The sequence below is a fragment of the Isoptericola luteus genome (genome assembly GCF_020297055.1).
Classification (GTDB): Bacteria; Actinomycetota; Actinomycetes; order Actinomycetales; family Cellulomonadaceae; genus Isoptericola; species Isoptericola luteus.
The window spans coordinates 22,107-43,367 of the sequence record NZ_JAIXCQ010000006.1 but is presented as its reverse complement, the minus strand read 5'-3'; the positions used below and the strand labels follow the sequence as shown (position 1 = coordinate 43,367).

19 protein-coding genes are annotated in these 21,261 nt (G+C 74.8%); 8 read left to right on the top strand and 11 right to left on the bottom strand.

All coding sequences use genetic code 11. The features are described from left to right. Nucleotides 1-19 precede the first annotated feature (19 nt). Both LEP48_RS10040 and LEP48_RS10035 read right to left on the bottom strand, forming a co-directional pair. On the bottom strand, nt 20-658 hold the full coding sequence (locus LEP48_RS10040) for a thymidine kinase (RefSeq protein ID WP_225565460.1): 639 nt from the start codon (nt 656-658) through the stop codon (nt 20-22). A 143-nt stretch (nt 659-801) separates the two neighbouring features. Then, nucleotides 802-4,422, bottom strand: coding sequence for a ribonuclease E/G (locus LEP48_RS10035; protein ID WP_225565459.1), 3,621 nt, complete (start codon nt 4,420-4,422; stop codon nt 802-804). Nucleotides 4,423-4,902: 480 nt separating this feature from the next. Between LEP48_RS10035 and LEP48_RS10030 the strand changes: the two genes are divergently transcribed. The 6 genes from LEP48_RS10030 to LEP48_RS10005 all read left to right on the top strand — a co-directional run bounded on the left by LEP48_RS10030 (nt 4,903) and on the right by LEP48_RS10005 (nt 12,879). Continuing rightward, nucleotides 4,903-6,411 carry a cytochrome ubiquinol oxidase subunit I gene (locus LEP48_RS10030; RefSeq protein ID WP_225565458.1) on the top strand — a complete coding sequence of 503 codons (1,509 nt, stop codon included), beginning with the start codon at nt 4,903-4,905 and terminating at the stop codon, nt 6,409-6,411. 38 nt (nt 6,412-6,449) lie between these two features. Continuing rightward, nucleotides 6,450-7,499, top strand: a complete 1,050-nt coding sequence (gene cydB / locus LEP48_RS10025; RefSeq protein ID WP_225565457.1) for a cytochrome d ubiquinol oxidase subunit II — start codon at nt 6,450-6,452, stop codon at nt 7,497-7,499. Between the two features lie 10 nt (nt 7,500-7,509). Further along, on the top strand, nt 7,510-9,282 hold the full coding sequence (cydD, locus tag LEP48_RS10020; protein ID WP_225565456.1) for a thiol reductant ABC exporter subunit CydD: 1,773 nt from the start codon (nt 7,510-7,512) through the stop codon (nt 9,280-9,282). After that, complete coding sequence (gene cydC, locus LEP48_RS10015) at nt 9,279-11,021, top strand: thiol reductant ABC exporter subunit CydC (RefSeq protein WP_225565455.1); 1,743 nt, start codon at nt 9,279-9,281, stop codon at nt 11,019-11,021. The genes cydD and cydC overlap by 4 nt, the downstream gene beginning before the upstream one ends. A 131-nt stretch (nt 11,022-11,152) precedes the next feature. Next, nucleotides 11,153-12,076, top strand: coding sequence for an ABC transporter ATP-binding protein (locus tag LEP48_RS10010; RefSeq protein ID WP_225565454.1), 924 nt, complete (start codon nt 11,153-11,155; stop codon nt 12,074-12,076). Further along, nucleotides 12,073-12,879, top strand: coding sequence for an ABC transporter permease (locus LEP48_RS10005; protein WP_225565453.1), 807 nt, complete (start codon nt 12,073-12,075; stop codon nt 12,877-12,879). The genes LEP48_RS10010 and LEP48_RS10005 overlap by 4 nt, the downstream gene beginning before the upstream one ends. 43 nt (nt 12,880-12,922) lie before the next feature. On the opposite strand, the gene LEP48_RS10000 is transcribed toward LEP48_RS10005, so the two are convergent. After that, a complete protein-coding gene (locus LEP48_RS10000; RefSeq protein ID WP_225565452.1) occupies nt 12,923-14,548 on the bottom strand; it encodes a phytoene desaturase family protein in 1,626 nt (541 codons plus the stop codon). Nucleotides 14,549-14,590: 42 nt separating this feature from the next. Between LEP48_RS10000 and LEP48_RS09995 the strand changes: the two genes are divergently transcribed. Then, nucleotides 14,591-15,535 (top strand): phosphoglycerate dehydrogenase, encoded by a 945-nt coding sequence (locus tag LEP48_RS09995; protein ID WP_225565451.1) that lies wholly within the window; start codon nt 14,591-14,593, stop codon nt 15,533-15,535. A gap of 70 nt (nt 15,536-15,605) precedes the next feature. On the opposite strand, the gene LEP48_RS09990 is transcribed toward LEP48_RS09995, so the two are convergent. Beyond that, nucleotides 15,606-16,370 (bottom strand): DUF3995 domain-containing protein, encoded by a 765-nt coding sequence (locus tag LEP48_RS09990; protein WP_225565450.1) that lies wholly within the window; start codon nt 16,368-16,370, stop codon nt 15,606-15,608. A gap of 61 nt (nt 16,371-16,431) precedes the next feature. Between LEP48_RS09990 and LEP48_RS09985 the strand changes: the two genes are divergently transcribed. Beyond that, nucleotides 16,432-16,971 carry a TetR/AcrR family transcriptional regulator gene (locus LEP48_RS09985; RefSeq protein WP_225565449.1) on the top strand — a complete coding sequence of 180 codons (540 nt, stop codon included), beginning with the start codon at nt 16,432-16,434 and terminating at the stop codon, nt 16,969-16,971. Between the two features lie 9 nt (nt 16,972-16,980). Here LEP48_RS09985 and mutM read toward each other — a convergent pair whose 3' ends face one another. The 7 genes from mutM to rsmD all read right to left on the bottom strand — a co-directional run bounded on the left by mutM (nt 16,981) and on the right by rsmD (nt 21,260). After that, nucleotides 16,981-17,907, bottom strand: coding sequence for a bifunctional DNA-formamidopyrimidine glycosylase/DNA-(apurinic or apyrimidinic site) lyase (gene mutM / locus LEP48_RS09980; RefSeq protein WP_225565448.1), 927 nt, complete (start codon nt 17,905-17,907; stop codon nt 16,981-16,983). Then, nucleotides 17,900-18,679: a ribonuclease III gene (gene rnc / locus LEP48_RS09975; protein WP_225565447.1), complete on the bottom strand. Its 780-nt coding sequence runs from the start codon at nt 18,677-18,679 to the stop codon at nt 17,900-17,902. Before rnc ends, mutM begins: the two co-directional genes overlap by 8 nt. A gap of 1 nt (nt 18,680) precedes the next feature. Beyond that, a complete protein-coding gene (gene rpmF / locus LEP48_RS09970; RefSeq protein WP_225565446.1) occupies nt 18,681-18,875 on the bottom strand; it encodes a 50S ribosomal protein L32 in 195 nt (64 codons plus the stop codon). A 2-nt stretch (nt 18,876-18,877) separates the two neighbouring features. Continuing rightward, nucleotides 18,878-19,429, bottom strand: coding sequence for a YceD family protein (locus LEP48_RS09965; RefSeq protein ID WP_225565612.1), 552 nt, complete (start codon nt 19,427-19,429; stop codon nt 18,878-18,880). Nucleotides 19,430-19,589: 160 nt separating this feature from the next. After that, nucleotides 19,590-20,159 carry a hypothetical protein gene (locus LEP48_RS09960; RefSeq protein WP_225565445.1) on the bottom strand — a complete coding sequence of 190 codons (570 nt, stop codon included), beginning with the start codon at nt 20,157-20,159 and terminating at the stop codon, nt 19,590-19,592. Next, nucleotides 20,156-20,656, bottom strand: a complete 501-nt coding sequence (gene coaD / locus LEP48_RS09955; protein WP_225565444.1) for a pantetheine-phosphate adenylyltransferase — start codon at nt 20,654-20,656, stop codon at nt 20,156-20,158. The genes LEP48_RS09960 and coaD overlap by 4 nt, the downstream gene beginning before the upstream one ends. A 22-nt stretch (nt 20,657-20,678) precedes the next feature. After that, nucleotides 20,679-21,260, bottom strand: a complete 582-nt coding sequence (rsmD, locus tag LEP48_RS09950) for a 16S rRNA (guanine(966)-N(2))-methyltransferase RsmD (RefSeq protein WP_225565443.1) — start codon at nt 21,258-21,260, stop codon at nt 20,679-20,681. Nucleotide 21,261: the final 1 nt, after the last annotated feature.

The window sequence follows — 21,261 nt, the reverse complement described above, 5'->3', positions numbered from 1 at the left end:
AGCCACCCCTGAGCCCTGCCTAGGAGGCGCGGTGCCGTCGGCACCGCGCCTCGTACGTCTCGGCACCGCCGACGTGGGCCGCCGTCGGGGCCAAGGGGTCGCCGACAGCGGGCACCCCGCCCGCGAGCCGCACGTGGTAGGCCGCGTCACGACCGCACACCGTGCAGACGGCGGTGAGCTTCGTGACCGACTCCGCGACCGCCATGAGCTCTGGCAGCGGGGAGAACGGCCGCCCGTCGAACGTCACGGACAGCCCTGCGGCCACCACCACGAGCCCCGCGTCGGCGAGACCGACCAGCACGTCCACCAGGTCCGCACCGAAGAACTGCGCCTCGTCGACGGCGAGCAACGTGGTGCCGGGCTCCACGAGCCGCGGGATGTCACCGGCCGCGGCCACCGTGCGCGACGCCGCCTCCAGCCCTGAGTGGGAGCGCACCCGACCCGCGCCGCTGCGGGTGTCGAGCTCGTGGGCGACCACGAGCACCCGCTGCCGCGCGATCTGCGCACGGTGCACCCGGCGCACGAGCTCCTCGGTCTTGCCCGCGAACATCGGGCCGGCGACGACCTCGACGCGGCCGTCGCCGGGACCGCGGCTCCCCTCGTTGCCTTGGTTGCCTAGGTCGCCTTGGTTGCCCGGGTTGCCCTGCGGCTCGTCCATGCCCGCCAGTGAAGCACGACGGCCCCCGCCCTGACCGACCGGACGTCGGCGACCTTCGACCGGCAGGCAGCACGACGCCCCGTGACCCGGCGCTGTGCCGGGTCACGGGGCGTCGTCTCAGCCGTGCGCCGCAGGGACGCGGCTCAGGCCTCCGGGGTTCCCTCGACGGACAACTCCTCGTCGGCGGGCTCCGGTGCGGCCGCTTCCTGCGTCGCGGCCTCGAGCGGGGCATCGACCGGGACCTCGGCCGGCGCCTCGGCCGGCGCCTCGACCGGTGCGGGCTCGGCCGATGCGGCCTCGTCGGCGACCAGGGCCTCGGCGGCGGCCGGCTCCTCGCCGTCCTCCTTGAGGTCGTGCGCGTGCGCGGCCGCGGCTGCGATCGTCGCGAGCGTGGCCTTGACCGCCTCGCGCGCCTCCGACTTGTCCTCCGGGAGCTTGGGGACGTCGGCGTGCGCCTCGGCGGGCTCGGCGGACTTGCCGCTCCCCCGCTTGCGACGCGAGCGCTTGGTGCCGCTGTCTCCGGCCTCCTCGGCCGCAGGCTGCGGGGAACCCTTCTCGACGGGGTGCTCGTGGACGATGAAGCCCCGGCCCTTGCAGTGCTCACAGGTGGACGAGAACGCCTCCACCAGGCCCTGGCCGACACGCTTGCGCGTCATCTGCACGAGCCCGAGCGACGTCACCTCGGCCACCTGGTGCTTGGTACGGTCACGCCCCAGGCACTCGACCAGGCGGCGGAGCACCAGGTCGCGGTTCGACTCCAGCACCATGTCGATGAAGTCGATGACGATGATGCCGCCGATGTCGCGCAGCCGCAGCTGGCGGACGATCTCCTCCGCGGCCTCGAGGTTGTTCCGCGTGACGGTCTCCTCGAGAGTGCCGCCGGCGCCGGTGAACTTGCCGGTGTTGACGTCGACGACGGTCATCGCCTCGGTGCGGTCGATGACGAGCGACCCGCCCGACGGCAGCCACACCTTGCGGTCCATGCCCTTGGCGAGCTGCTCGTCGACGCGGTGCACGGCGAACACGTCGGTGTTCTCCGTCCACTTCGAGACCCGCTCGCGCAGGTCCGGTGCGAGCTCCTCGACGTACTGGGAGATCTCGTCCCAGGAGCTGGTGCCCTGGACGACCAGCGACGAGAAGTCGTCGTTGAAGATGTCGCGGACCACGCGGATGGCCATGTCGGGCTCGCCCTGGAGCAGCGCGGGCGCCGAGGTGCTCGACTTCTCCGCCTTCGCCGAGATCGCCGACCACTGCGCCTGCAGCCGCTCGACGTCGGCGCGCAGCTCGTCCTCGCTGGCCCCCTCGGCCGCGGTGCGGACGATGACGCCGGCACCCTCCGGGACGACGTCCCGGAGGATCTTCTTGAGCCGGTTGCGCTCGGTGTCGGGGAGCTTGCGGCTGATGCCCGTCATCCCGCCGCCCGGCACGAACACCAGGTAGCGGCCGGCGAGCGTGACCTGGGAGGTCAGGCGCGCGCCCTTGTGCCCGATCGGGTCCTTGGTGACCTGCACGAGCACCGGGTCGCCCGACTTCAGCGCTTCCTCGATGCGCCGCGGCTGGCCCTCGATCCCGGCGGCGTCCCAGTTGACCTCGCCGGCGTACAGGACGGCGTTGCGCCCCTTGCCGACGTCGACGAAGGCGGCCTCCATGCTGGGCAGCACGTTCTGCACGCGGCCCAGGTAGACGTTGCCGACCATCGACGCCTGCGACTGCTGCGAGACGTAGTGCTCGGTGAGCACGCCGTCCTCGAGCACGGCGATCTGCGTGCGGCCGTCGTCCTCGCGCACGACCATCGATCGCGTCACCGACTCGCGGCGCGCGAGGAACTCGGCCTCGGTGATGATCTGACGACGACGGCCGGCGTCACGGCCCTCACGGCGACGCTGGCGCTTGGCCTCGAGACGCGTCGACCCCTTGAGCGCGGTGACCTCGTCACGCTCGCGCCCGCGGGTGACCTCGGCCCGTTCGGCCCGCTCGGCGCGGGTGCCGCGACGACGGCGACGACGACGGCGGCCCGACGACGAGTCGGGGTCGCCGTCGCCCTCTGCCTCGTCGGAGTCGTCGGGGTCGCTGCCCTCGGCGTCCGCATCCTCGTCGCGGTGACCCTCGTCCTGGTCGAGGTCGTCGCCCTCGTGAGAGCCCTCGTCACCGTTCTCGTCGCCGTCCTCGCGGCGTCCGCCGCGACGGCCACGGCCACCCCGGCGACGACGACGGCGCGGACGGATCTCGTCCTCCTCCTCGGAGTCCTCGACCAGGTCCTCCGGGCCGAGGTCGACCAGCTCGAGGCCTTCGGCGACGAGCTCGGACTCGATGACCTCGACCTCGTGGACCGCGGCGACCTCGTCCTCGGTCAGCTCGACCTGGGCCGTCGCCGGAGCCTTCCCGGCCTCGGGCGTGCTCGCGGGAGCGGCCGTCGGCAGCTCGATCCGCACCGACTCGCCGGACGCCGAGGGCAGCTCGATGCTGCTCGTCGTCCCCTGCGGGGCGCGCTCGGTCGCCGGCCTCTCCGCCTTCGGGGCGCCGGTGCCGCGGGAGGCACGACGGCGGGCGGGCCGCTCGGAGGTGCCGCGCGTGGCGGGCTCCACGGCCGTCTCCGTCCCCTGGTCGGACGAGGTCGTGGCCGGCTTCTCGGCACGGCGCGCGGCGGGTCGCTCGGAGGCGGCCGTCTCGGCCGGCTGCTCGGCCGGCTGCACGGTGGGCTGCTCGAACGGCTTCTGGGCGGGCCGCTCGACCGGCCGCGACATGACGGTCGACGGGACTTCCTCGTGCGGGCGCGGCGGCCCGGCCGGGGCCTGGGCGCGGCGCGAGCGGCGCGGCGTCGACAGGTCAGGCGCCTGGAACAGCAGCGCGGTCGTCGCCAGGCGGGGCGTCGACGTGCCACCGGCGCGGGCGGTCGTGGAACCGGTCGCGGACCTCGGGTCGGTCTCGGGCTTCGAACCCGGCTCCGTCTGCGCCGCTGACGACGTCGACGACGCTGACGGGGCTGCTGCCTCCGGCGCGTCCTGCGCGACGTCGGTGCGGGCCGTGGACCTCTTCGTGCCGGTCCGCCTCGTGGCGGCCCGCTTCGCCGGAGCCTTGGCTCCGGGCTCGGCCGCGGGCTCCGCCGGGACGTCGGCGACGGCGTCGGCGGCAGCGGGCTCGGCCTTCGCCGGGACCGGCTCCGTGGACTTCTTCGCCGCAGCCCTCTTCGGGGCGGCCTTCTTCGCCGTGCTCTTGGTCTCCGCGGGCCTCGCGTCCTCGGCCCCCTCAGCGGACGCCGCGTCCGTCGTCGTCGCGTCCGTCGTCGGCGCGTCCGCAGCCTTCGCGTCCGCGGACCTCTTCGAGGCCGCGGACCTCTTCGACGCGGCCTTCTTCGGCGCAGCGGGCTCCGGGGCCTCGGCCGGCTCGGCCGCGGACGCGGAGTCGGGTGCAGAGGTGGGCTCGGTGGTCGCGGCCGGGGCGGTGGTGGGCCGCGTCGCGCGTCGGCGGGTCCGCGCCGGCTTCTCGGCCGGGGCGGCGCCCGCGGCGCCTGCCGGGCCCTCGGGCAGCACGATGTCGGCCAGCGAGCGGGAGGCGGCAGGTGCCTCCGGCGCCGGTGTCTGCTCGGGGGCGGCCCGGTCGGGGATCACGATGGCGGCCAGCCCGGGCGCGGGGGTGCTCACCGGTGCGGCCTGGGGTGCTGCCGCGGCGCGGGTCGCGCGCCGGCGGGCGGGCCTGCGTCCCGCGGGGGCGTCGGCCCCCTGCGTGGCGCCAGCATCTGTCCCGGTGGTGTTGTCGGACGTCACGGAATGCGCTCCTGCTCCGATGGCCCCGCCCACACCTGCGGACCACCGGGTGGTCGTCGTCGGACGGCGGCGCTGCTCAGCGCACCGACCGGACGGAAGTCTCGGTCTCGGCTGCGGCACCCGGCGTTCTTCGCGGACGCCCGCGGCCGGCCTTCACGGCCAGGCCGCGGCATCGCGTGCGGATCGCGCGTGCTGCGAGCTCGTGGCCGTCAGGGGATGTGGTCCCGGCGGCCTCGGACCAGTATCGCATCCCGATCGACACACCGGCTCCCCGGGTCGTCGGCGGCGCGGCGCCGTAGCCCGACTTGACTCGTGAAGGATTTCACTAGTTATATTGTGAACGTCTTCACGAGCGCCGTCCGCAGGGTCCCGACCACGCCACGGAAGGCACCAGACCACCGTCGGAGCCGGCGGTGGTGCGGGACCTCTGGGACCAGAGGCATCGCTCCACCGGACGGCGCCCGAGACACAGGAGCACCCGTGGACGCCCTCGACCTGGCCCGCTGGCAGTTCGCCATCACCACCGTCTACCACTTCATCTTCGTGCCGCTGACGATCGGGCTCGCCCCGATCGTGGCCGGGATGCAGACGGCGTGGGTGATGACGAAGAACGAACGCTGGCTGCGGCTCACCAAGTTCTTCGGCAAGCTGCTGCTCATCAACTTCGCGCTCGGCGTCGTGACCGGCATCTGGCAGGAGTTCCAGTTCGGCATGGCGTGGAGCGAGTACTCGCGCTTCGTGGGCGACGTCTTCGGCGCTCCCCTCGCGATGGAGGCGCTCGCCGCGTTCTTCGTCGAGTCCGTGTTCCTGGGCCTGTGGATCTTCGGCTGGGACCGGGTGTCCAAGAAGGTGCACCTCGCGTCGATCTGGCTGTTCGCGCTGGCCACGAACCTCTCGGCGTTCTTCATCCTCGCCGCGAACTCCTGGATGCAGCACCCCGTGGGCACCGTCTACAACCCGGAGACCGGGCGGGCCGAGATGGAGTCCATCGGCGCCGTGCTCACCAACAACACGCTGTGGGCCGCGTTCCCGCACACGGTGAGCGCCGCCTGGCTCACCGCCGGCACGTTCGTGTGCGGCATCGCCACCTGGTGGATGGTGCGCCTGGTGCGCTCCCGGCGGCCCGAGAACGTCGAGACCGCACGCACCGTCTACCGGCCCGCCGTCGTCCTCGGCGTGTGGGTCATGATCATCTCCGGGATCGGCGTCATCTGGTCCGGCGACGTCCAGGGCAAGCTCATGTACGAGCAGCAGCCCGGCAAGATGTCCTCGGCGGAGGCGCTCTGCACGGGCACCGAGGCCGCGGAGTTCTCCATCCTGGCCGTCGGGCCCCTCTACGCCGGCTGCGAGGACGTCGACCACCTCATCTCCATCCCGGGCGTCACGAGCTTCCTCGGCACCGGCCACTTCTCCGGCCCCGAGTCGTACCTGCCCGGCGTCTACGACGTCCAGGAGCAGTACACCGAGCGGTACGGCGACACCACGGCGGCCGGCGAACCCGTCCGGTACACGCCGCCGCTGGCCGTCACCTACTGGTCGTTCCGGCTCATGATCGGCCTCGCGGCCTTCTCCGTGGCTCTCGCGCTCGCCGCACTGTGGTTCACGCGCAAGGGCCGGGTCACCGACAACCTCTGGCTCTCCCGGCTCGGCCTCCTGGCCATCCCCATGCCGTTCGCCGCCTGCTCGTTCGGGTGGATCTTCACGGAGGTGGGACGGCAGCCCTGGGCCGTCGCGCCCAACCCGACCGGCATCGACGCGGTGCGCCTGCTCACCGAGCGCGGGGTCTCCACCGCCGTGCCGGCCGGCGTCATCCTCACCTCGATGATCGTCTTCACCGTCGTCTACGCCGTCCTCGGTGTCGTCTGGTTCCGGCTCATGCACCGGTACACGATCGAGGGCGCCCCGGACTCGGTGCCCGACGTCTCGCCCGAGGCCCGCGCGGCCGCCGGTGACGACGACGCCGACCGACCGCTGTCGTTCGCCTACTGAGCGTCCCGCCGGCGCCCGAGAACTGACTGGAGACTCCCGTGGACCTCGCACTCTTGTGGTTCGTCATCATCGCCGTCCTGTGGACCGGCTACCTCGTGCTCGAGGGCTTCGACTTCGGCGTCGGGATGCTGATGTCCGTACTGCCCCGCGGCAGCAAGGAGCATCGCGAGACCGAGCGCCGCGTGCTCGTCAACACCATCGGACCGGTCTGGGACGGCAACGAGGTGTGGCTGCTCACCGCGGGCGGCGCCACCTTCGCGGCGTTCCCCGAGTGGTACGCCACGATGTTCTCCGGCTTCTACCTGCCGCTGCTGATCATCCTCGTCGGCCTCATCGCGCGCGGCGTCGCGTTCGAGTACCGCGGCAAGATCGCGGACGCCACCTGGGTGCGCCGCTGCGACCTGGGGATCCAGCTCGGCTCCTGGATCCCGGCCGTGATGTGGGGCGTCGCCTTCGGGAACCTGGTGCGGGGGCTGCTGCTCGACGAGGGCCACCAGTACGTCGGCGGGTTCTGGGCGCTGCTCAACCCGTTCGCGCTGCTCGGCGGCCTCACCACCGCCACCCTGTTCCTGCTGCACGGCGCCGTGTTCGTCGCGCTGAAGACGGACGGCGAGCTGCGCCTGCGGGCCCAGCGCCTCGCGTCCGGCCTCGCGGTGGTCGCGCTCGTCGTCGCCGGCGGGTGGGCGGTCTGGGCCCAGCTCGCCTTCTCCGTGGCCTGGACCTGGGCGGCTGTCGCCGTGGCAGCGATCGCGCTGGCCGGGGTCGTCGTCGCGACGCGGGCACGGCGCGAGGGCGTCGCCTTCACGCTCTCCGCGGTCGCCATCGCCAGCGCCGTCGTCCTGATCTTCGGCTCCATGTACCCGGACGTCATCCCGGCGCTCGACGGCGGCACGTCGCTGGGCATCGCCGAGGCGTCCTCCACGCCGTACACGCTCACCGTGATGTCGTGGGTCGCCGTCGTCCTCACCCCGCTGGTCATCGCGTACCAGGCGTGGACGTACTGGATCTTCCGCCGCCGCCTGTCGACCCGGGACATCCCGGCCTCCGCCGGGCTCAGCTGGCAGAAGATCAAGGACGCCGCGTTCTAGCCTGGCTCCTGTGAGACCCCTCGACCCGCGCCTGCTGCGACGCGCCCGCGCCGCGCGCTGGTACGTCGCGCTCACCGCCGGGCTCGGCGTCGCGGCGGCCGGCGCGATCGTCGTCCAGGCGTTCGCCATCGCCCACACCCTGGGCCCCGCCGTCACGGCCGGGAGCGCCGGCACGCCGATCGGCCTGGCCGACGTCGCGCCCTGGCTGGGGGTGCTCGTGGGCGCCATGCTGTGCCGGGCGGTCATCGCCTGGGCGCAGGAACGGTACGCGCAGAAGGCGGCCGCGCAGGTGGTGGCCGAGCTGCGCGAGCAGGTCGTCGCCCACACCGTGGCGCTCGGACCCAGGGCCGCGACCCCCGACGTGAGCCCGGACGCGGCCGCCGACGTCGCCGGTCATGCGGCGACCGCCACGCTGGCGACGCGCGGGCTGGACGACCTCGAGCCGTACCTCGTGCGGTACCTGCCGCAGCTCCTGCTCACCGCGATCCTCACCCCGGCGCTGGTGCTCGTGGTGCTCGGCCTGGACTGGGTGTCGGCCCTCGTCTGCGTGGTGACGCTGCCGCTGGTGCCGCTGTTCATGTGGCTGGTGGGCGTGATGACGGCGGGCACGTCGCAGCGGCGCCTGCGCACCATCGAGCGGCTGGGCGCCCAGGTGCTCGACCTGCTCGCCGGGCTGCCCACGTTGCGCGCGTTCGGACGCCAGACCGGACCGGGGGCGCGCGTCCGGGCGCTGGGCGACGCGTCCCGGCGGGCCACGATGGGCACGCTGCGGGTCGCGTTCCTCTCCGGCATGGTGCTGGAGCTGCTCACCACCCTGTCCGTGGCGATCGTCGCCGTCGGCGTGGGACTGCGGCTCGTGGAGGGGATGATCGCCCTGGTGCCGGCCGTCGCCGTGCTGGTGCTCGCTCCGGAGGTGTACCTGCCGCTGCGGCGGGTGGGGGCCGAGTTCCACGCCTCGACCGACGGCCTGGCCGCCGCCGAGCGCGCGTTCGCCGTGCTCGAGCGGCCGCTGCCCACGCCCGGCACCACGCCCGCTCCCGCGCTCGCCGGCGCGACGCTGGTGCTCGACGGCGTCAGCGTGCGGGCGGGCGACCGCGGGGTCCTGGCCCCCGCCGGGCTCACCGCCCGCGTCCCGCTCGGCAGCGGGCGACCCGGCAGCGGCCGCGTCGTGGCGCTGCGCGGCCCGAGCGGGTCCGGGAAGTCGACGACGGCGCTCGTGCTGCTCGGCCTGCTGCGGCCCGACGCCGGGCGGGTGCTCGTCGAGACCGGCGGCAGCCGGCTCATGGACCTCGCCGACATCGACCCCCAGACCTGGTGGTCGCAGATCACCTGGGTGCCCCAGCGCCCCGCGCTCGCGCCCGGGCCCCTGCGCGACGTCGTGGCCGACGGGCGGCCGGTGACCGACGAGGCCCTCGCCGCGGCGGCCCGCACCACGGGCCTCGACGACGTCGTCGCCGGGCTCCCCGCCGGCTGGGACACCCCCGTCGGGCTGGGCGGCACCGGGCTCAGCGTCGGGCAGCGCCAGCGCGTCGCGCTGACCGGCGCGCTGCTGGACGGCACCGGAGACGCGGACCCGCCACCCCTCGTGCTGCTCGACGAGCCCACCGCGCACCTGGACGCACGCGGTGAGCGGGTCGTGCTCGACACGGTCCGTGCCTGGCGCGACGCGGGGCGCACCGTCGTCGTCGTCGCGCACCGTGCGTCGCTGCTCGCCCTGGCCGACCAGGTCGTCGACATCGCGTCGCGCGAGGTCGGGCTCGAGACCGAGGAGGCCCCGGCATGAGCGCCGCAGACCCGCTCCGGCGCGTGCTGCCCATGCTCGAGGTGCGCTGGTCGCGGGTGGCTCGCGCGGTGCTGCTCGGCACCCTCGCCCTCGGCTTCTCCGTGGGCCTGGCCGCCACGGCCGCGTGGCTCATCGCCCGCGCCTCGCAGATGCCGCCCGTGCTGCAGCTGTCCGTGGCGACGGTGGGCGTGCGCGCGTTCGGCACCGGCCGCGGCGTGTGGCGCTACCTGGAGCGGCTCGCCTCCCACGACGTCGCGCTGCGCGGGATGGCCGCCCTGCGCGCCAACCTCTACGACGCGCTGGCCCGCGGCCCGGTGAGCCGCGTCGTCGCGCTGCGCCGCGGCGACCTGCTCGCCCGCGTCGGCGCGGACGTCGACGACGTCGGCGACGTCGTCGTGCGCGCGCTGATCCCGGCGGGCGTCGCGGTGTGCCTCGGCATCGGCTCGGTCGTCCTGGTCGGCGTCTTCCTGCCCGCCGCCGGGCTCACCCTGCTCGGTTGCCTGCTCCTGACCGGCGTGCTCGCCCCGTGGCTCGCGTCGCGGGCGGCAGTCTCGGTCGAGCGCCGCGGCGCCGAGGCACGTGCGGAGGTCACCGGCCGTTCCCTCGAGCTGCTCGACGACGGCCAGCAGCTGCGCGTCGCGGGGCGGCTCGGCGCCCGGCTGACCGCCCTGCGCGCCGCGGACGCCCGCCTCACCCGCTCGACGCACGACGGCGCGCGGATCTCGGGGGTGTCCGCCGCGATCGACGCGGGCGCGCAGACCCTCGCCGTGATCTGCTCCTTGCTGCTCGGCCTGCCCGCCGTCGCGGCCGGGACGCTCGCCCCGGTCGAGCTCGCCGTCGTCGTGCTCACGCCGCTCGCCGTGTTCGAGGCGACCTCGACGCTGCCCGCCGCGGCCGTGCAGCTGCGACGCTCGCGGGAGGCGGCGCGCCGGCTGGTCGCCCTGCTGCCCGACCGCGAGGAGCGCCCCCGCACCCCCGGCCGGCCGGCCGACGGCACCCTCCTCACCCTGGACGACGTCGCCGCGGGCTGGGACGACCGTGCGGTCGTGGCCGGCGTGGACCTCACCCTGCGGCCCGGATCGGTCGTCGCGCTGGCGGGACCGTCCGGCGTCGGCAAGACCACGCTCCTGCTCACGGCTGCCGGCCTGGTGCCGTCCCTCGCCGGCGAGGTGCGGGCCGAGGACGCGCTGTTCGCCGCCGAGGACGGCCACCTCTTCGGCACCACGGTGCTGGAGAACCTGCGGGTGGCGCGGCCCGACGTCACCGAGACCGACGCCCGCAGGGCACTGGCGGCCGTGGGTCTGACGGACTGGCTGGACGCGCTCCCCCGGGACCTGGACTCCATGCTCGGCCCCGACGGCGCGGACGTCTCCGGCGGCGAGCGCCGGCGTCTCCTCGTCGCCCGCGCCCTCCTCGCACCGGCGCGGGTGCTCCTGGTCGACGAGCCCGCCGAGCACCTCGACGCCGTCACCGCCGACGCCCTGCTGGACACGCTCGCGGCGCACGCGCGGGACACCGGGAGCGCCGTCGTCGTCGCCTCGCACCGCCTCACCCCGCTCGGTGTGGCCGACGAGGTCCTGGTGCTCGGCGCACCGGCCCCCGCGGCGGGCGGGCCCGCCCGCGTCGTCGCCCGCGGCACCCACGACGAGCTGCTGCGCGACGACGCCGGGTACGCGTGGTCCCTGGCGCAGGAGGCCGCGACCGCGCCGCGCCCGGCCGCACCGCCCCCGGTCGGCTGACCGGGGTCCGGGGGTCCGGGAGTCCGGGAGTCCAGGGACATCCCCCGGAGCGGCTCAGGGTCGGCGTTCAGGGTCACGACCGGGGCGATGCCCGATCCGGGGGTCGTACCCGTCGGCCTAGCGTCGTGGCCATGATCACCATCACGTCCTTGACGAAGCGCTACGGCCGGCTCGCGGCCGTGGACGATGTGTCGTTCACAGCGTCCCCCGGCCGCGTCACCGGCTTCCTCGGGCCCAACGGTGCCGGGAAGTCGACCACCCTGCGGATCCTCGCAGGACTCGCCACGGCGACGTCGGGCAGTGCCACCGTGCTCGGCCACCGGTACGCCGACCTGCCGAACCCCGGGCTCGAGATCGGCGTCCTGCTGGACGCCTCCGCCCAGCACGGCGGCCGCACCGGGCGCGAGACCCTCGTGCTCGCCCAGCGCACCATGGGCCTGCCCGCCGCCCGCGTCGACGAGTCGCTCGAGCTCGTCGGCCTCACCCGCGCCGAGTCCCGGCGTCGTGTGCGCGACTACTCCCTCGGCATGCGCCAGCGCCTGGGGATCGCCACCGCGCTGCTCGGGGACCCGCGCGTCCTCGTGCTCGACGAGCCCGCCAACGGGCTCGACCCCGCCGGCATCAGGTGGATGCGCGACCTGCTGCGCGGCTTCGCCGACGACGGTGGCACGGTGCTGCTGTCCAGCCACCTGCTCGCCGAGGTGGAGATGATCGCCGACGACATCGTCATGATCGGCTCCGGGCGCGTCGTCGCCCAAGGACCCACGACGGACCTGCTGGCCGGCGCCCGGACGCTGGTGCGTGCGGACGACGTCGTCGCCCTCGGCGCCGCGCTCGCCGGCGCCGGGCACCACGTCACGCCGTCCGGCGACGCCGTCCTCACCGACGCCGGCCCCGGCACCGCCGGACGCTTGGCGTTCGGCGCCGGTCTCGCCGTCACCGAGCTGCGCACCGCCGACGGTGCCGGCCTGGAGGACATGTTCCTCGAGCTCACCGCCGCCACCGCGCGCGAGGCCGTCGGGTCCGCGCCCATCCCGACCGGAGCCTCCGCATGACCACCGTCGCCGCCACCGCCACCCTCCGCGCCGTCGTGGTGCCCCGCCGCACCGCGCCCGTCCCCTTCCGCCGGCTGGTCGGGGTCGAGCTGCGCAAGATGTTCGACACCAGGTCCAGCTTCTGGCTGCTGGCCAGCATCGGCATCGTGGCGCTCGCCGCCGTGCCCATGGTCATCGCGTTCCAGCCCACCGGCGACATCACGTACGCCATGTTCGTCAACACGATCGGCTACCCATGGTCGCTCATGATCCCGATGGTGGGCCTGCTCTCCGTGACCGGTGAGTGGAGCCAGCGGGGCGGACTGACGACGTTCGCTTTCGTGCCCCGCCGGGGTCGCGTCATCGGCGCCAAGGCCGCGTGCGCCGCCGGGGTGGTCCTGGCCGCGATGGCGCTGTGCTTCGCGCTGTCCGCGGCGGGCAACGTCGCGGCGGCCGCCGTCGCCGGGATCGACCCGGTGTGGGACGTGTCGGCCGCCGAGCACCTGTTCCTCACCCTGTTCCAGGCGATCGGGATGGCGGCGGCGTTCACCCTCGCGGTGGTGCTGCGCAGCTCCCCCGCCGCGCTGGTGGGCTACTTCGTGTTCGCGCTCGTGGTCCCGACGCTCTCCAGCATGCTGGCCGGCGCCCAGGAGTGGTACGGCGACGTCGCGCCGTGGGTGGACCTCACCCACGGCCAGCTCAGCCTCTTCGCCGGGACCATGACCGGCGAGCAGTGGGCCCAGCTCGGCACCACGGCCGTGCTCTGGCTGGTGGTGCCGCTCGTGCTCGGCATGCGGCGCCTGCTGCGGGTGGAGATCCGCTGACCGAGGCGCCGGGCCCGCCCGGGCCGGCCAGGCGCGCCGGTCGTCAGGTCCCCAACGTCGCCATCGCCGCCGCGCGACCGGGGATGCCGCTCACTCCCCCACCGCGGCGGGCCCCGGCCCCCGCCACGAGGACGCGCGGGTGCACGGTCTCGACGCCCCACGACCCCGGGGCGTCGAGGCCGTCCTCGCGCTCCGCGTGGCCGCCGTCGTCCGCCCACGGCCACGACAGGTCGCGGTGGAAGATGTTGCCGCCCGGCAGGCCGACGTCGCCCTCCAGGTCGACGGGCGTCCGCGCCTCGAGGCACGGCCGCCCGTCGGCGTCGTGCAGCAGCACGTCGGCGACCGGCTCGGCCAGCACGGAGTCGAGGGACGCGAGCGTGGCCGCGAGCGCCCGGTCGCGGGCGCCGTCGGGGTCGGTGCGGAACAGCCGCGCGGGCATGTGCAGGCCGAAGAGCGTGAGCGTCTGTGCCCCCGCCGCCCGCAGCTCGGGACCCAGGACGGACGGGTCCGTCAGGGAGTGGCAGTAGATCTCGCACGGCGGCAGGTCGGGGACCCGCCCGCCGGCGGCCTGGGCGTGGGCGGCCTGGAGCTGGTCGAACGACTCGTTCACGTGGAACGTGCCGCTGAAGGCGGCGACCGGGTCCACGCCGTCGCGCAGCCGTGGCAGCCGGCGCAGCAGCACGTTGACCTTGAGCTGAGCGCCCTCGGGCGCCTGATCCGTGGCCCGTCCGCTCGGCGCGGCACCGGCCGCGCCGAGCAACCGGTCCAAGGTCGCCGGTGCTGCCCCGGACAGCACCGCCCCGGCCGCGACGGCCCTCGCCCGGCCGTCGTCGTCGGTCCACGTCACCTCGGCCTCGCGGTCGCCGCCGCCCGGCTCGACGGCGGTGACGTCCGCCCGCGTGACGATCTCCGCGCCCGCCGCGAGCGCCGCGTCCCGCAGGGCACCGGTCACGGCGCCCATGCCGCCGACCGGAACGTCCCAGTCCCCCGTCCCCCCGCCGACCACGTGGTACAGGAAGCAGCGGTTCTGCCGCAGGTCCGCGTCGTCGAGGTCCGCGAACGTGCCGATGAGCCCGTCGGTGGCGGCGACGCCGCGCACCACGTCGTGGGCGAACGCCGCGCGAAGCGTCTCGCCGAGCGGGCGCTCGACGACGGCGCGCCAGGTCTCGTCGTCGTCGACCAGGGCGCGGGCCTCGGCCCGGGACAGCAGCGGCGCGGTCACCGTCGGGAACAGCCGCCGGGCGAGGCGTCCGGTCGCGCCGTAGAAGCGGCGCCACGCGTCGTGGTCGGCCGCGCCCGCGCCGACGGCGGCGAACGAGGCCGCCGTCGCGGCGGCCGACCCGGTGTCGACGAGCAGCCCCGCGTCGCCCACGGGCGTGTACGAGGAGTAGCGGCGGCGGCGCAGCGTGATCGCCAGGCCCAGCTCGTCGATCACCTGGCGGGGCAGGAGCGAGACCAGGTAGGAGTAGCGCGACAGCAGCGCGTCGACCCCGTCGAACGCCCGGGCGGACACGGCCGCCCCGCCGGTGTGGTCCAGGCGCTCCAGCACGAGCACGCTGCGGCCCGCCCGGGCGAGGTAGGCCGCCGCCGTGAGCCCGTTGTGGCCGCCGCCCACCACCACGGCGTCGTACCGGGCGAGCACGGGAGTCGTCCGTGACGTCGTCGTCATGGGCCCATGCTGCCGCATGACCGGCTGGTAGCGTCCCGAGGCGTGAAGATCCTCGTGCCCAGCAACGTGCCCTTCGACCTCACGATCGACGTCGAGGGGGTCGAGGTGGCCGGCTACGTGATGCGCGACGAGATCCCGGCCGAGCACGTCGACGCCGAGGCGCTGGTCACCTGGTCGAGCCCGCAGCGGGTGCTGGACGACGCCGCCCGCAGGCTGACCCGGCTGCGCTGGGTGCAGACGCTGAACGCCGGGCCGGACCAGGCGCTGGCCGCCGGGTTCGCGCCCGGCGTCGTGATCTCCTCGGGCCGCTCCCTGCACGACACGCCCGTCGCCGAGCACACGCTCGCCCTCGTGCTCGCGTCGGTGCGCCGGCTCGACCGGACGCTCGCCGCCCAGCACGACCACACGTGGGACCGCGAGCTGGGCCGCGAGCAGGCTCGCGACGAGGCCCTGTTCACGCTGCACGGCGCCCGTGTCACCGTGTGGGGCTTCGGGTCGATCGCCGCGGTCCTGGCACCCCAGCTCGCCGCGCTCGGCGCGCAGGTGACGGGCGTGGCGTCGTCGGCGGGCGAGCGCTACGGGTTCCCCGTGGTGGCCGCGTCGTCCATCGACGAGATCCTGCCCACGACGGACGTGCTGATCTCCCTGCTGCCCGCGACACCGGACACCCGGCACGTGCTCGACGCACCGACGCTCGGCCTGCTGCCCTCCCACGCCCGGTTCGTCAACGCCGGGCGCGGCGCCACCGTCGACGAGGAGGCGCTCGTCGCCGCTCTGCGCGACGGGACGATCGCCGGTGCCGCGCTGGACGTCACCGAGACCGAGCCGCTGCCCACCGGCTCGCCCCTGTGGGAGGCGCCGCACCTGATCCTCACCCCGCACGTCGCCGGCGGGCGCCCGCAGGGCGCGGCGGCGTTCGTCGCCGAGCAGCTGCGGGCCTGGCTGGCCGACGGCGCGGTCGGGCTGCGCAACGTCGTCCCTCGGTGATCGGGCCTGGGGCGACCACGCTCCACGCCGCCGGAGGCTGTCGGCGCCGCAGGTCGAGGCGGGCTCGGGCTCAGGCCGCGAGCGCGAGGCTCGCGGCGGCACCGGCGGCGAGCAGCCCGACGGCCGGGGTCCACCACCGGTCGTCCGCGTGCGCGAACCGCGTGCCCCGCACCCGCTTGAGGATTCCCACGTAGCGCCCGTCGCCCACGACCCGCGCCAGCAGCACGACGAGCACCACGACGCCGAGCACCCGCCACCCCGCGCCCGCGGCGCCGAGCACCAGCGCGACGACGACGCCCACGTAGGCGGACAACGCGACCGCGGCCGCCAGTGTCGCTACCACCGGCGGGCGCACCGTCGGTTCGTGCGTGCCCCGGCGTGTCGGCAGCACCCGGGTCGCGCCCGCCCGCGACCCGGCGGCCCAGGCCACGTGGAACCCGGCGGCGACGAGCGCCGTGACCACGGCGAGCACGACGCCGGCCCACAGCGCTGCGTCGGGGAGGGCCCCGCCCGCCGCCAGCGCGAGGAGCCCCGCGGTGGCGAAGAAGGGCCAGGACAGGTGGCCCGGCGCACACGCGAAGATCGCGGCGCCGGTCAGCAGGCAGACCACGCCGGTGACCACGGGGACCGAGGCCCCGAGCAGGAGCACGGCGAGGCCGGCCCAGGCGACGGAGAGCAGGTGCCAGATGACGCGCAGCAGGCGGTCCGCCCAGGGGCGGGCGAGCCGCACACTCCAGCCGGGTGCGGCGAGCAGGGGCCGGATGATCACGTGCTCCCCCAGGACGGAGTGCGTGACGGCGATGACGATGAGCGGGACGGCAGCGGCGGTCGACATCCAGATCCTCCATACGGTGGCGTATGGCCACGGTAGCCATACGGTGACGTATGGTCAACGGGTGGCCACGCTCACCGCCCACGACTGGGTCCGTGCCGCCGCCCGCCGGCTCGCGGCGGACGGCGTCGACGCCGTCCGTGTCGAGCCGCTCGCCAAGGAGCTCGGCGTCTCGAAGGGCAGCTTCTACTGGCACTTCCCCGACCGCGCCGCACTGCTCGGCGCGCTCCTGGTGTACTGGCGCGACGCCGGCACCGCCGGCGTCATCACGCAGGTGGAGCAGGCCGCCGGCGACGATCCCGCGCGCCGGCTGCACCGCCTCGTGCGGCTCGCCTTCGCGCACGCCGACCGCGGGTTCGACGGCGCGGTCCGGGCCTGGGCCGCCCGCGAGGAGCGTGCACGCACCGTGGTGCAGGAGATCGACGAGGTGCGCGTCGCCTACCTCGTGCGACTGCTCACCGACGCCGAGGCGCCCCAGCCGGAGCTCCGCGCCGCCGTGGTCTACCGCACCCTGCTCGGCGAGTACGCGATGCGGCACGCCGGATCGCCGGCGCTCAGGGAGGACGCCGTCGACGCCCTGGCCGACTGGGCGCTCAGCCGCTGAGGGACGACCTCACCAGCGGCCGGCGCGGGGCCGGGGCTGGCAGACCGGGCAGGTGTACGACGAGCGGTTCATGAACGCGTCGCGCCGCACCGGCGTGCCGCACCGCGGGCAGGGCTCGCCCTCGCGCCCGTACACGGCCAGGCCGCGGGCGAAGTACCCGGACTCCCCGTTGACGTTGACGTACAGGGCGTCGAAGCTCGTGCCGCCCTGGGCCAGGGACTCCGTCATGACCTCGGTCGCGGCGTCGAGCGCCCGGCGGACCTCGACCGGGCGGAGCCGGTCCGTGGCGCGGGCGAAGTGCAGGCGGGCGCGCCACAGCGCCTCGTCGGCGTAGATGTTCCCCACGCCGGACAGCAGCGTCTGGTCGAGCAGCGCGCGCTTGATCCCCGTACGCCGACGGCGGACCGCCGCGACCACCGCGTCGACGTCGAACGCCGGGTCCAGCGGGTCGCGGCCGATGTGCGCGGCAGGCTCCGGCACCGCGGCGAGCGGGCTGCCGTGGCCGCCGGGCGCACCGTCCGGCGTCGGGGCAAGGTCGACGACCGACAGGTGACCGAACGTGCGCTGGTCGACGAAGTCGAGGTAGCGCGCGCCGGACGGCGCACCGTCGAGGTGCAGCCGCACGCGCAGGTGCGGGTGGGTCCAGTCGTCCACGACCGCGGGGTCGCGCACCAGGAGCTGGCCCGACATGCCCAGGTGCGCGAGCAGCGCTGCAGCCGGCTCGGTCTGATCGGCGAGCGGGAGCCACAGGTACTTGCCACGGCGCACGGCGGCGGCGAGGCGCCGCCCGCGCAGCTCGTCCGCGAACCCTGCCGGCCCTCCGGCGTGCCGCCGCACCGAGTAGTCGCGGAACACCTCGACGTCGGACACGACCGCGCCCACGGCGAGCCGGTCGAGACCGTCGCGGACGGTCTCGACCTCGGGCAGCTCAGGCACTCGCGCCCTCACCGCCCGCGGGCTGCTCGACCGTGGCGTCGTCGGTGCCGGTGGCCGCATCGGAGACCGAGTCGAGGGCCTGCAGGGCGTGGTACGCCTGCTCCGCGGCAGCCTGCTCGGCGTGCTTCTTCGCCGTCCCCGTACCGAGCCCGAGCACCGGACCGGCGGTGACCTGCGCCTGGAAGACGCGGGCGTGCTCCGGCCCCTCGCCCGTGACCTCGTACATCGGCGCGGCGAAGCCGCGCTCGGCAGTGGCCTCCTGCAGCGACGTCTTCCAGTCCAGGCCGGCGCCGAGGTCGGCGGCCGCGTCCAGGGTGGAGTCGACGAGCCGGTGCACCAGCCCGCGGGCGGTCTCCAGGCCGTGCGAGAGGTAGGTCGCACCGATGAGCGACTCGACGGTGTCCGACAGGATCGAGTCCTTGTCGAAGCCGCGCGTGCGCATCTCCCCCTTGCCGAGCAGCACGTAGCGGCCGAGCTCCAGACGGCGGGCGACGGCGGCCAGCGCGCGCTGCGACACGGTCGCCGCGCGCATCTTCGCCAGCTCGCCCTCGGGCTGGTCCGGGTGCCGCCGGTACAGGGCCTCGGTGACGACGAGGCCGAGCACGGTGTCGCCCAGGAACTCGAGGCGCTCGTTCGTCGGGATGCCGCCGGCCTCGTGCGCGAACGACCGGTGCGTCAGCGCAAGCACGAGAAGCTCGGGGTCCAGGTGGACCCCGAGCTTCTCGAGAAGAGCGGTCGGCACCGGACGATCCCGGTTGCCGGGTGCAGGCATGTCAGCCCGCGTGCTCGGTGCGCAGCGCCTCGGCGTACTGGCGGCCCTTGTAGGTGCCGCAGGTGGGGCACGCGGCGTGGGACAGCTTCTGCCCCTTGCAGCTCGGGCACGTCGTGAGGGCCGCGGCGGTGGTCTTCCACTGCGAACGGCGCGCACGGGTGTTGCTGCGCGACATCTTGCGCTTCGGAACAGCCACGGCTAGCTCTCTTTCGTCTCGTCGGACACGCTCGACTGCTCGAGCATGGTCTGCAGCGCCGACCACCGGGGGTCGACGAGGTCATGATGGTGATCCGGGTCGTCCGCCAGCCGCGCTCCGCACTCGGAGCACAGCCCGGGGCAGTCCGGACGACACAGCGGTTGAAATGGTAGTGCAGTGACCAGCGAATCCCGAACCGCGGGCTCCAGGTCGGCCTGGTCGTCGACCAGGACGGCTTCGTCCTCGGCGTCCTCGTCACCGGACTCCTCAGCAGCCTGAGCCCGCTCAGGATACGCGAAGAGCTCCTGGACGCGGACCGTGACCTGCTGGGAGACCGTGTCGAGGCAGCGGACGCACTCGCCGACCGCCGTGCCGCGCACGACACCCGTGACGAGCACACCCTCCATGACCGACTCGAGCCGGAGCCCCAGCGTCAGGTCGTCGCCCTCGGGGACACCGATGACGGTGGTGCCCATGTCCGCGGGAGCCTTGACGACCTTGGCGACCTCCACCATCGTCCCGGGACGACGGGAGAGCTCGTGCGTGTCGAGCACGAGCGGCGAACGCTTCTCGGTGCTGATGGCAGGCTCCAAGGACGACGGGACTCAAGGGGGTGGGTGGCAGCCAGGCTGCCCGTAGCCCGTTGCCGGGCCAGCGGTCCAGTCTAGGCCATCACGGGGGCGATCCGCACGGGGCGGGGACGTGACCCGTCTCTCACGCCCCGCGCTCGGCCCGGGCCCGCTGCCGGGGCCACGCCGGGTCCTGCACGGCGTCCCACCGCACGCGCGGCGTGCCCTGCTCGAGCCGCTCCGAGAGCTTCTCCCGGCCGGCCCGCACCTGCGCGCCCAGCGCGTCCAGGTCCTGCTGGAAGTCCGCGAGCCGCCCGTCGCAGTACTGGTCGGCGTCGGAACGCAGCCGTGCGGCGCGCTGCTCGGCGTCCGCCACGATCTCGGCCGCCCGCGACTTCGCCTGGACCACCACCTGCTCGGCCTCCACCAGCTCGATGGCACGGGCCCGCGCCGTCGCGACGATCTCCTCCGCCTGCCGGTGGGCGGCGTCGAGCGCCGCCTGCGCGTCGGCGAGCACCTCGTCGGCCCGCGCCACCTGGGTGGGCAGCGCGTCGCGCAGCTCGTCGACCAGGCCGAGCGCCTGCTCGCGGTCCAGCTTGACGTTCGTCGACAGCGGGCTGGACCGCGCGTTCTCCACCAGCGCCGCGAGATCGTCGAGGATCTCCAGCAGTCCTGCCGTCGGGTTCTCCTGCGCCGAGGCGCTCGCCTTGTTCATCCCTCGCTCCTTCGCCCTGCCAGTGCCGCCCGCACCACGTCCCCGACCCCTGGCGGTACGAGGTCGTCGATCGGCCCGCCGAACCGGGCCACATCCTTGACCAGCGACGACGCGACGTGCTCGAACCGCTGGTCGCCGGGCACGAAGATCGTCTCCAGCCCGGACAGATGACGGTTCATCAGCGCCATCGGCAGCTCGGCGTCGAAGTCCGCGCCGCCCCGCAGCCCCTTGACCACCGCGACGGCCCCCACCTGGCGGCAGAAGTCGACCAGCAGTCCCGGCACCTCCGCGACCCGCACGTCCGCCGTCTCCGGGTCGTCCGCGAGGACCCCCCGGGCCAGCTCGACCCGCTGCTCCGGGGGCAGCAGCGCCGTCTTCGAGGCGTTGCGTGCGACCCCCACCACCACGACGTCGAACATGCGACGCGCGCGGCGCACGATGTCGAGGTGACCGAGGGTGATCGGGTCGAACGACCCGGGGCAGACGGCGATGCTCACGCGGTCACCGTATGACGACACGTCACGGAAGGCGGGGATTTGGCTCGGCGTAGTGCACCGCCGTCTCGCCGTAGTCCTTGCGGGAGAACGGCGCCAGGCCGGACGGCCACGCCGGCTCCGGGCTGCGCGTCGAGCGCTCCACGACGACGACGGCGCCGTCGTCGAGCAGCCCCGGCGTGGCGAGGTGCCCCAGCACCGCGACCAGGACGTCGTCCGCGAGGTCGTAGGGCGGGTCCAGGAACACCAGGTCGTAGGGGCGCGCGCCCGGCGCCGCGGCGGCCTGCGCCGCGAACCGCTCGACCGTGTCGGCCACCACGTGCACGACGTCGCGCAGGCCGAGGGAGACCACGTTGCGCCGCGCGACGTCGGCCGCCTTGCGGGCGGACTCGACGAGCACCACCTCGGCCGCGCCCCGGCTCGCCGCCTCCAGGCCCAGCGCGCCCGATCCCGCGTACAGGTCGAGCACCCGGGCGCCGTCGAGCACGTCCAGGTGCACCAGACGGGAGAAGATCGCCTCGCGGACCCGCTCGCTCGTGGGGCGGGTGCCCTGCGCAGGGACGGCGATGGTACGTCCGCCGAAGGTACCGGCCACGATCCTCGTCATG

Bases quoted from the DNA above. Each gene is read 5' to 3' on its own strand.
- LEP48_RS10040 (WP_225565460.1), bottom strand. From the start codon at position 658: ATGGACGAGCCGCAGGGCAACCCGGGCAACCAAGGCGACCTAGGCAAC.
- cydC (WP_225565455.1), top strand. From the start codon at position 9,279: ATGAGCGCCGCAGACCCGCTCCGGCGCGTGCTGCCCATGCTCGAGGTG.
- LEP48_RS10010 (WP_225565454.1), top strand. From the start codon at position 11,153: ATGATCACCATCACGTCCTTGACGAAGCGCTACGGCCGGCTCGCGGCC.
- LEP48_RS10005 (WP_225565453.1), top strand. From the start codon at position 12,073: ATGACCACCGTCGCCGCCACCGCCACCCTCCGCGCCGTCGTGGTGCCC.
- LEP48_RS10000 (WP_225565452.1), bottom strand. From the start codon at position 14,548: ATGACGACGACGTCACGGACGACTCCCGTGCTCGCCCGGTACGACGCC.
- LEP48_RS09990 (WP_225565450.1), bottom strand. From the start codon at position 16,370: ATGTCGACCGCCGCTGCCGTCCCGCTCATCGTCATCGCCGTCACGCAC.
- rnc (WP_225565447.1), bottom strand. From the start codon at position 18,679: ATGCCTGCACCCGGCAACCGGGATCGTCCGGTGCCGACCGCTCTTCTC.
- LEP48_RS09960 (WP_225565445.1), bottom strand. From the start codon at position 20,159: ATGAACAAGGCGAGCGCCTCGGCGCAGGAGAACCCGACGGCAGGACTG.
- rsmD (WP_225565443.1), bottom strand. From the start codon at position 21,260: ATGACGAGGATCGTGGCCGGTACCTTCGGCGGACGTACCATCGCCGTC.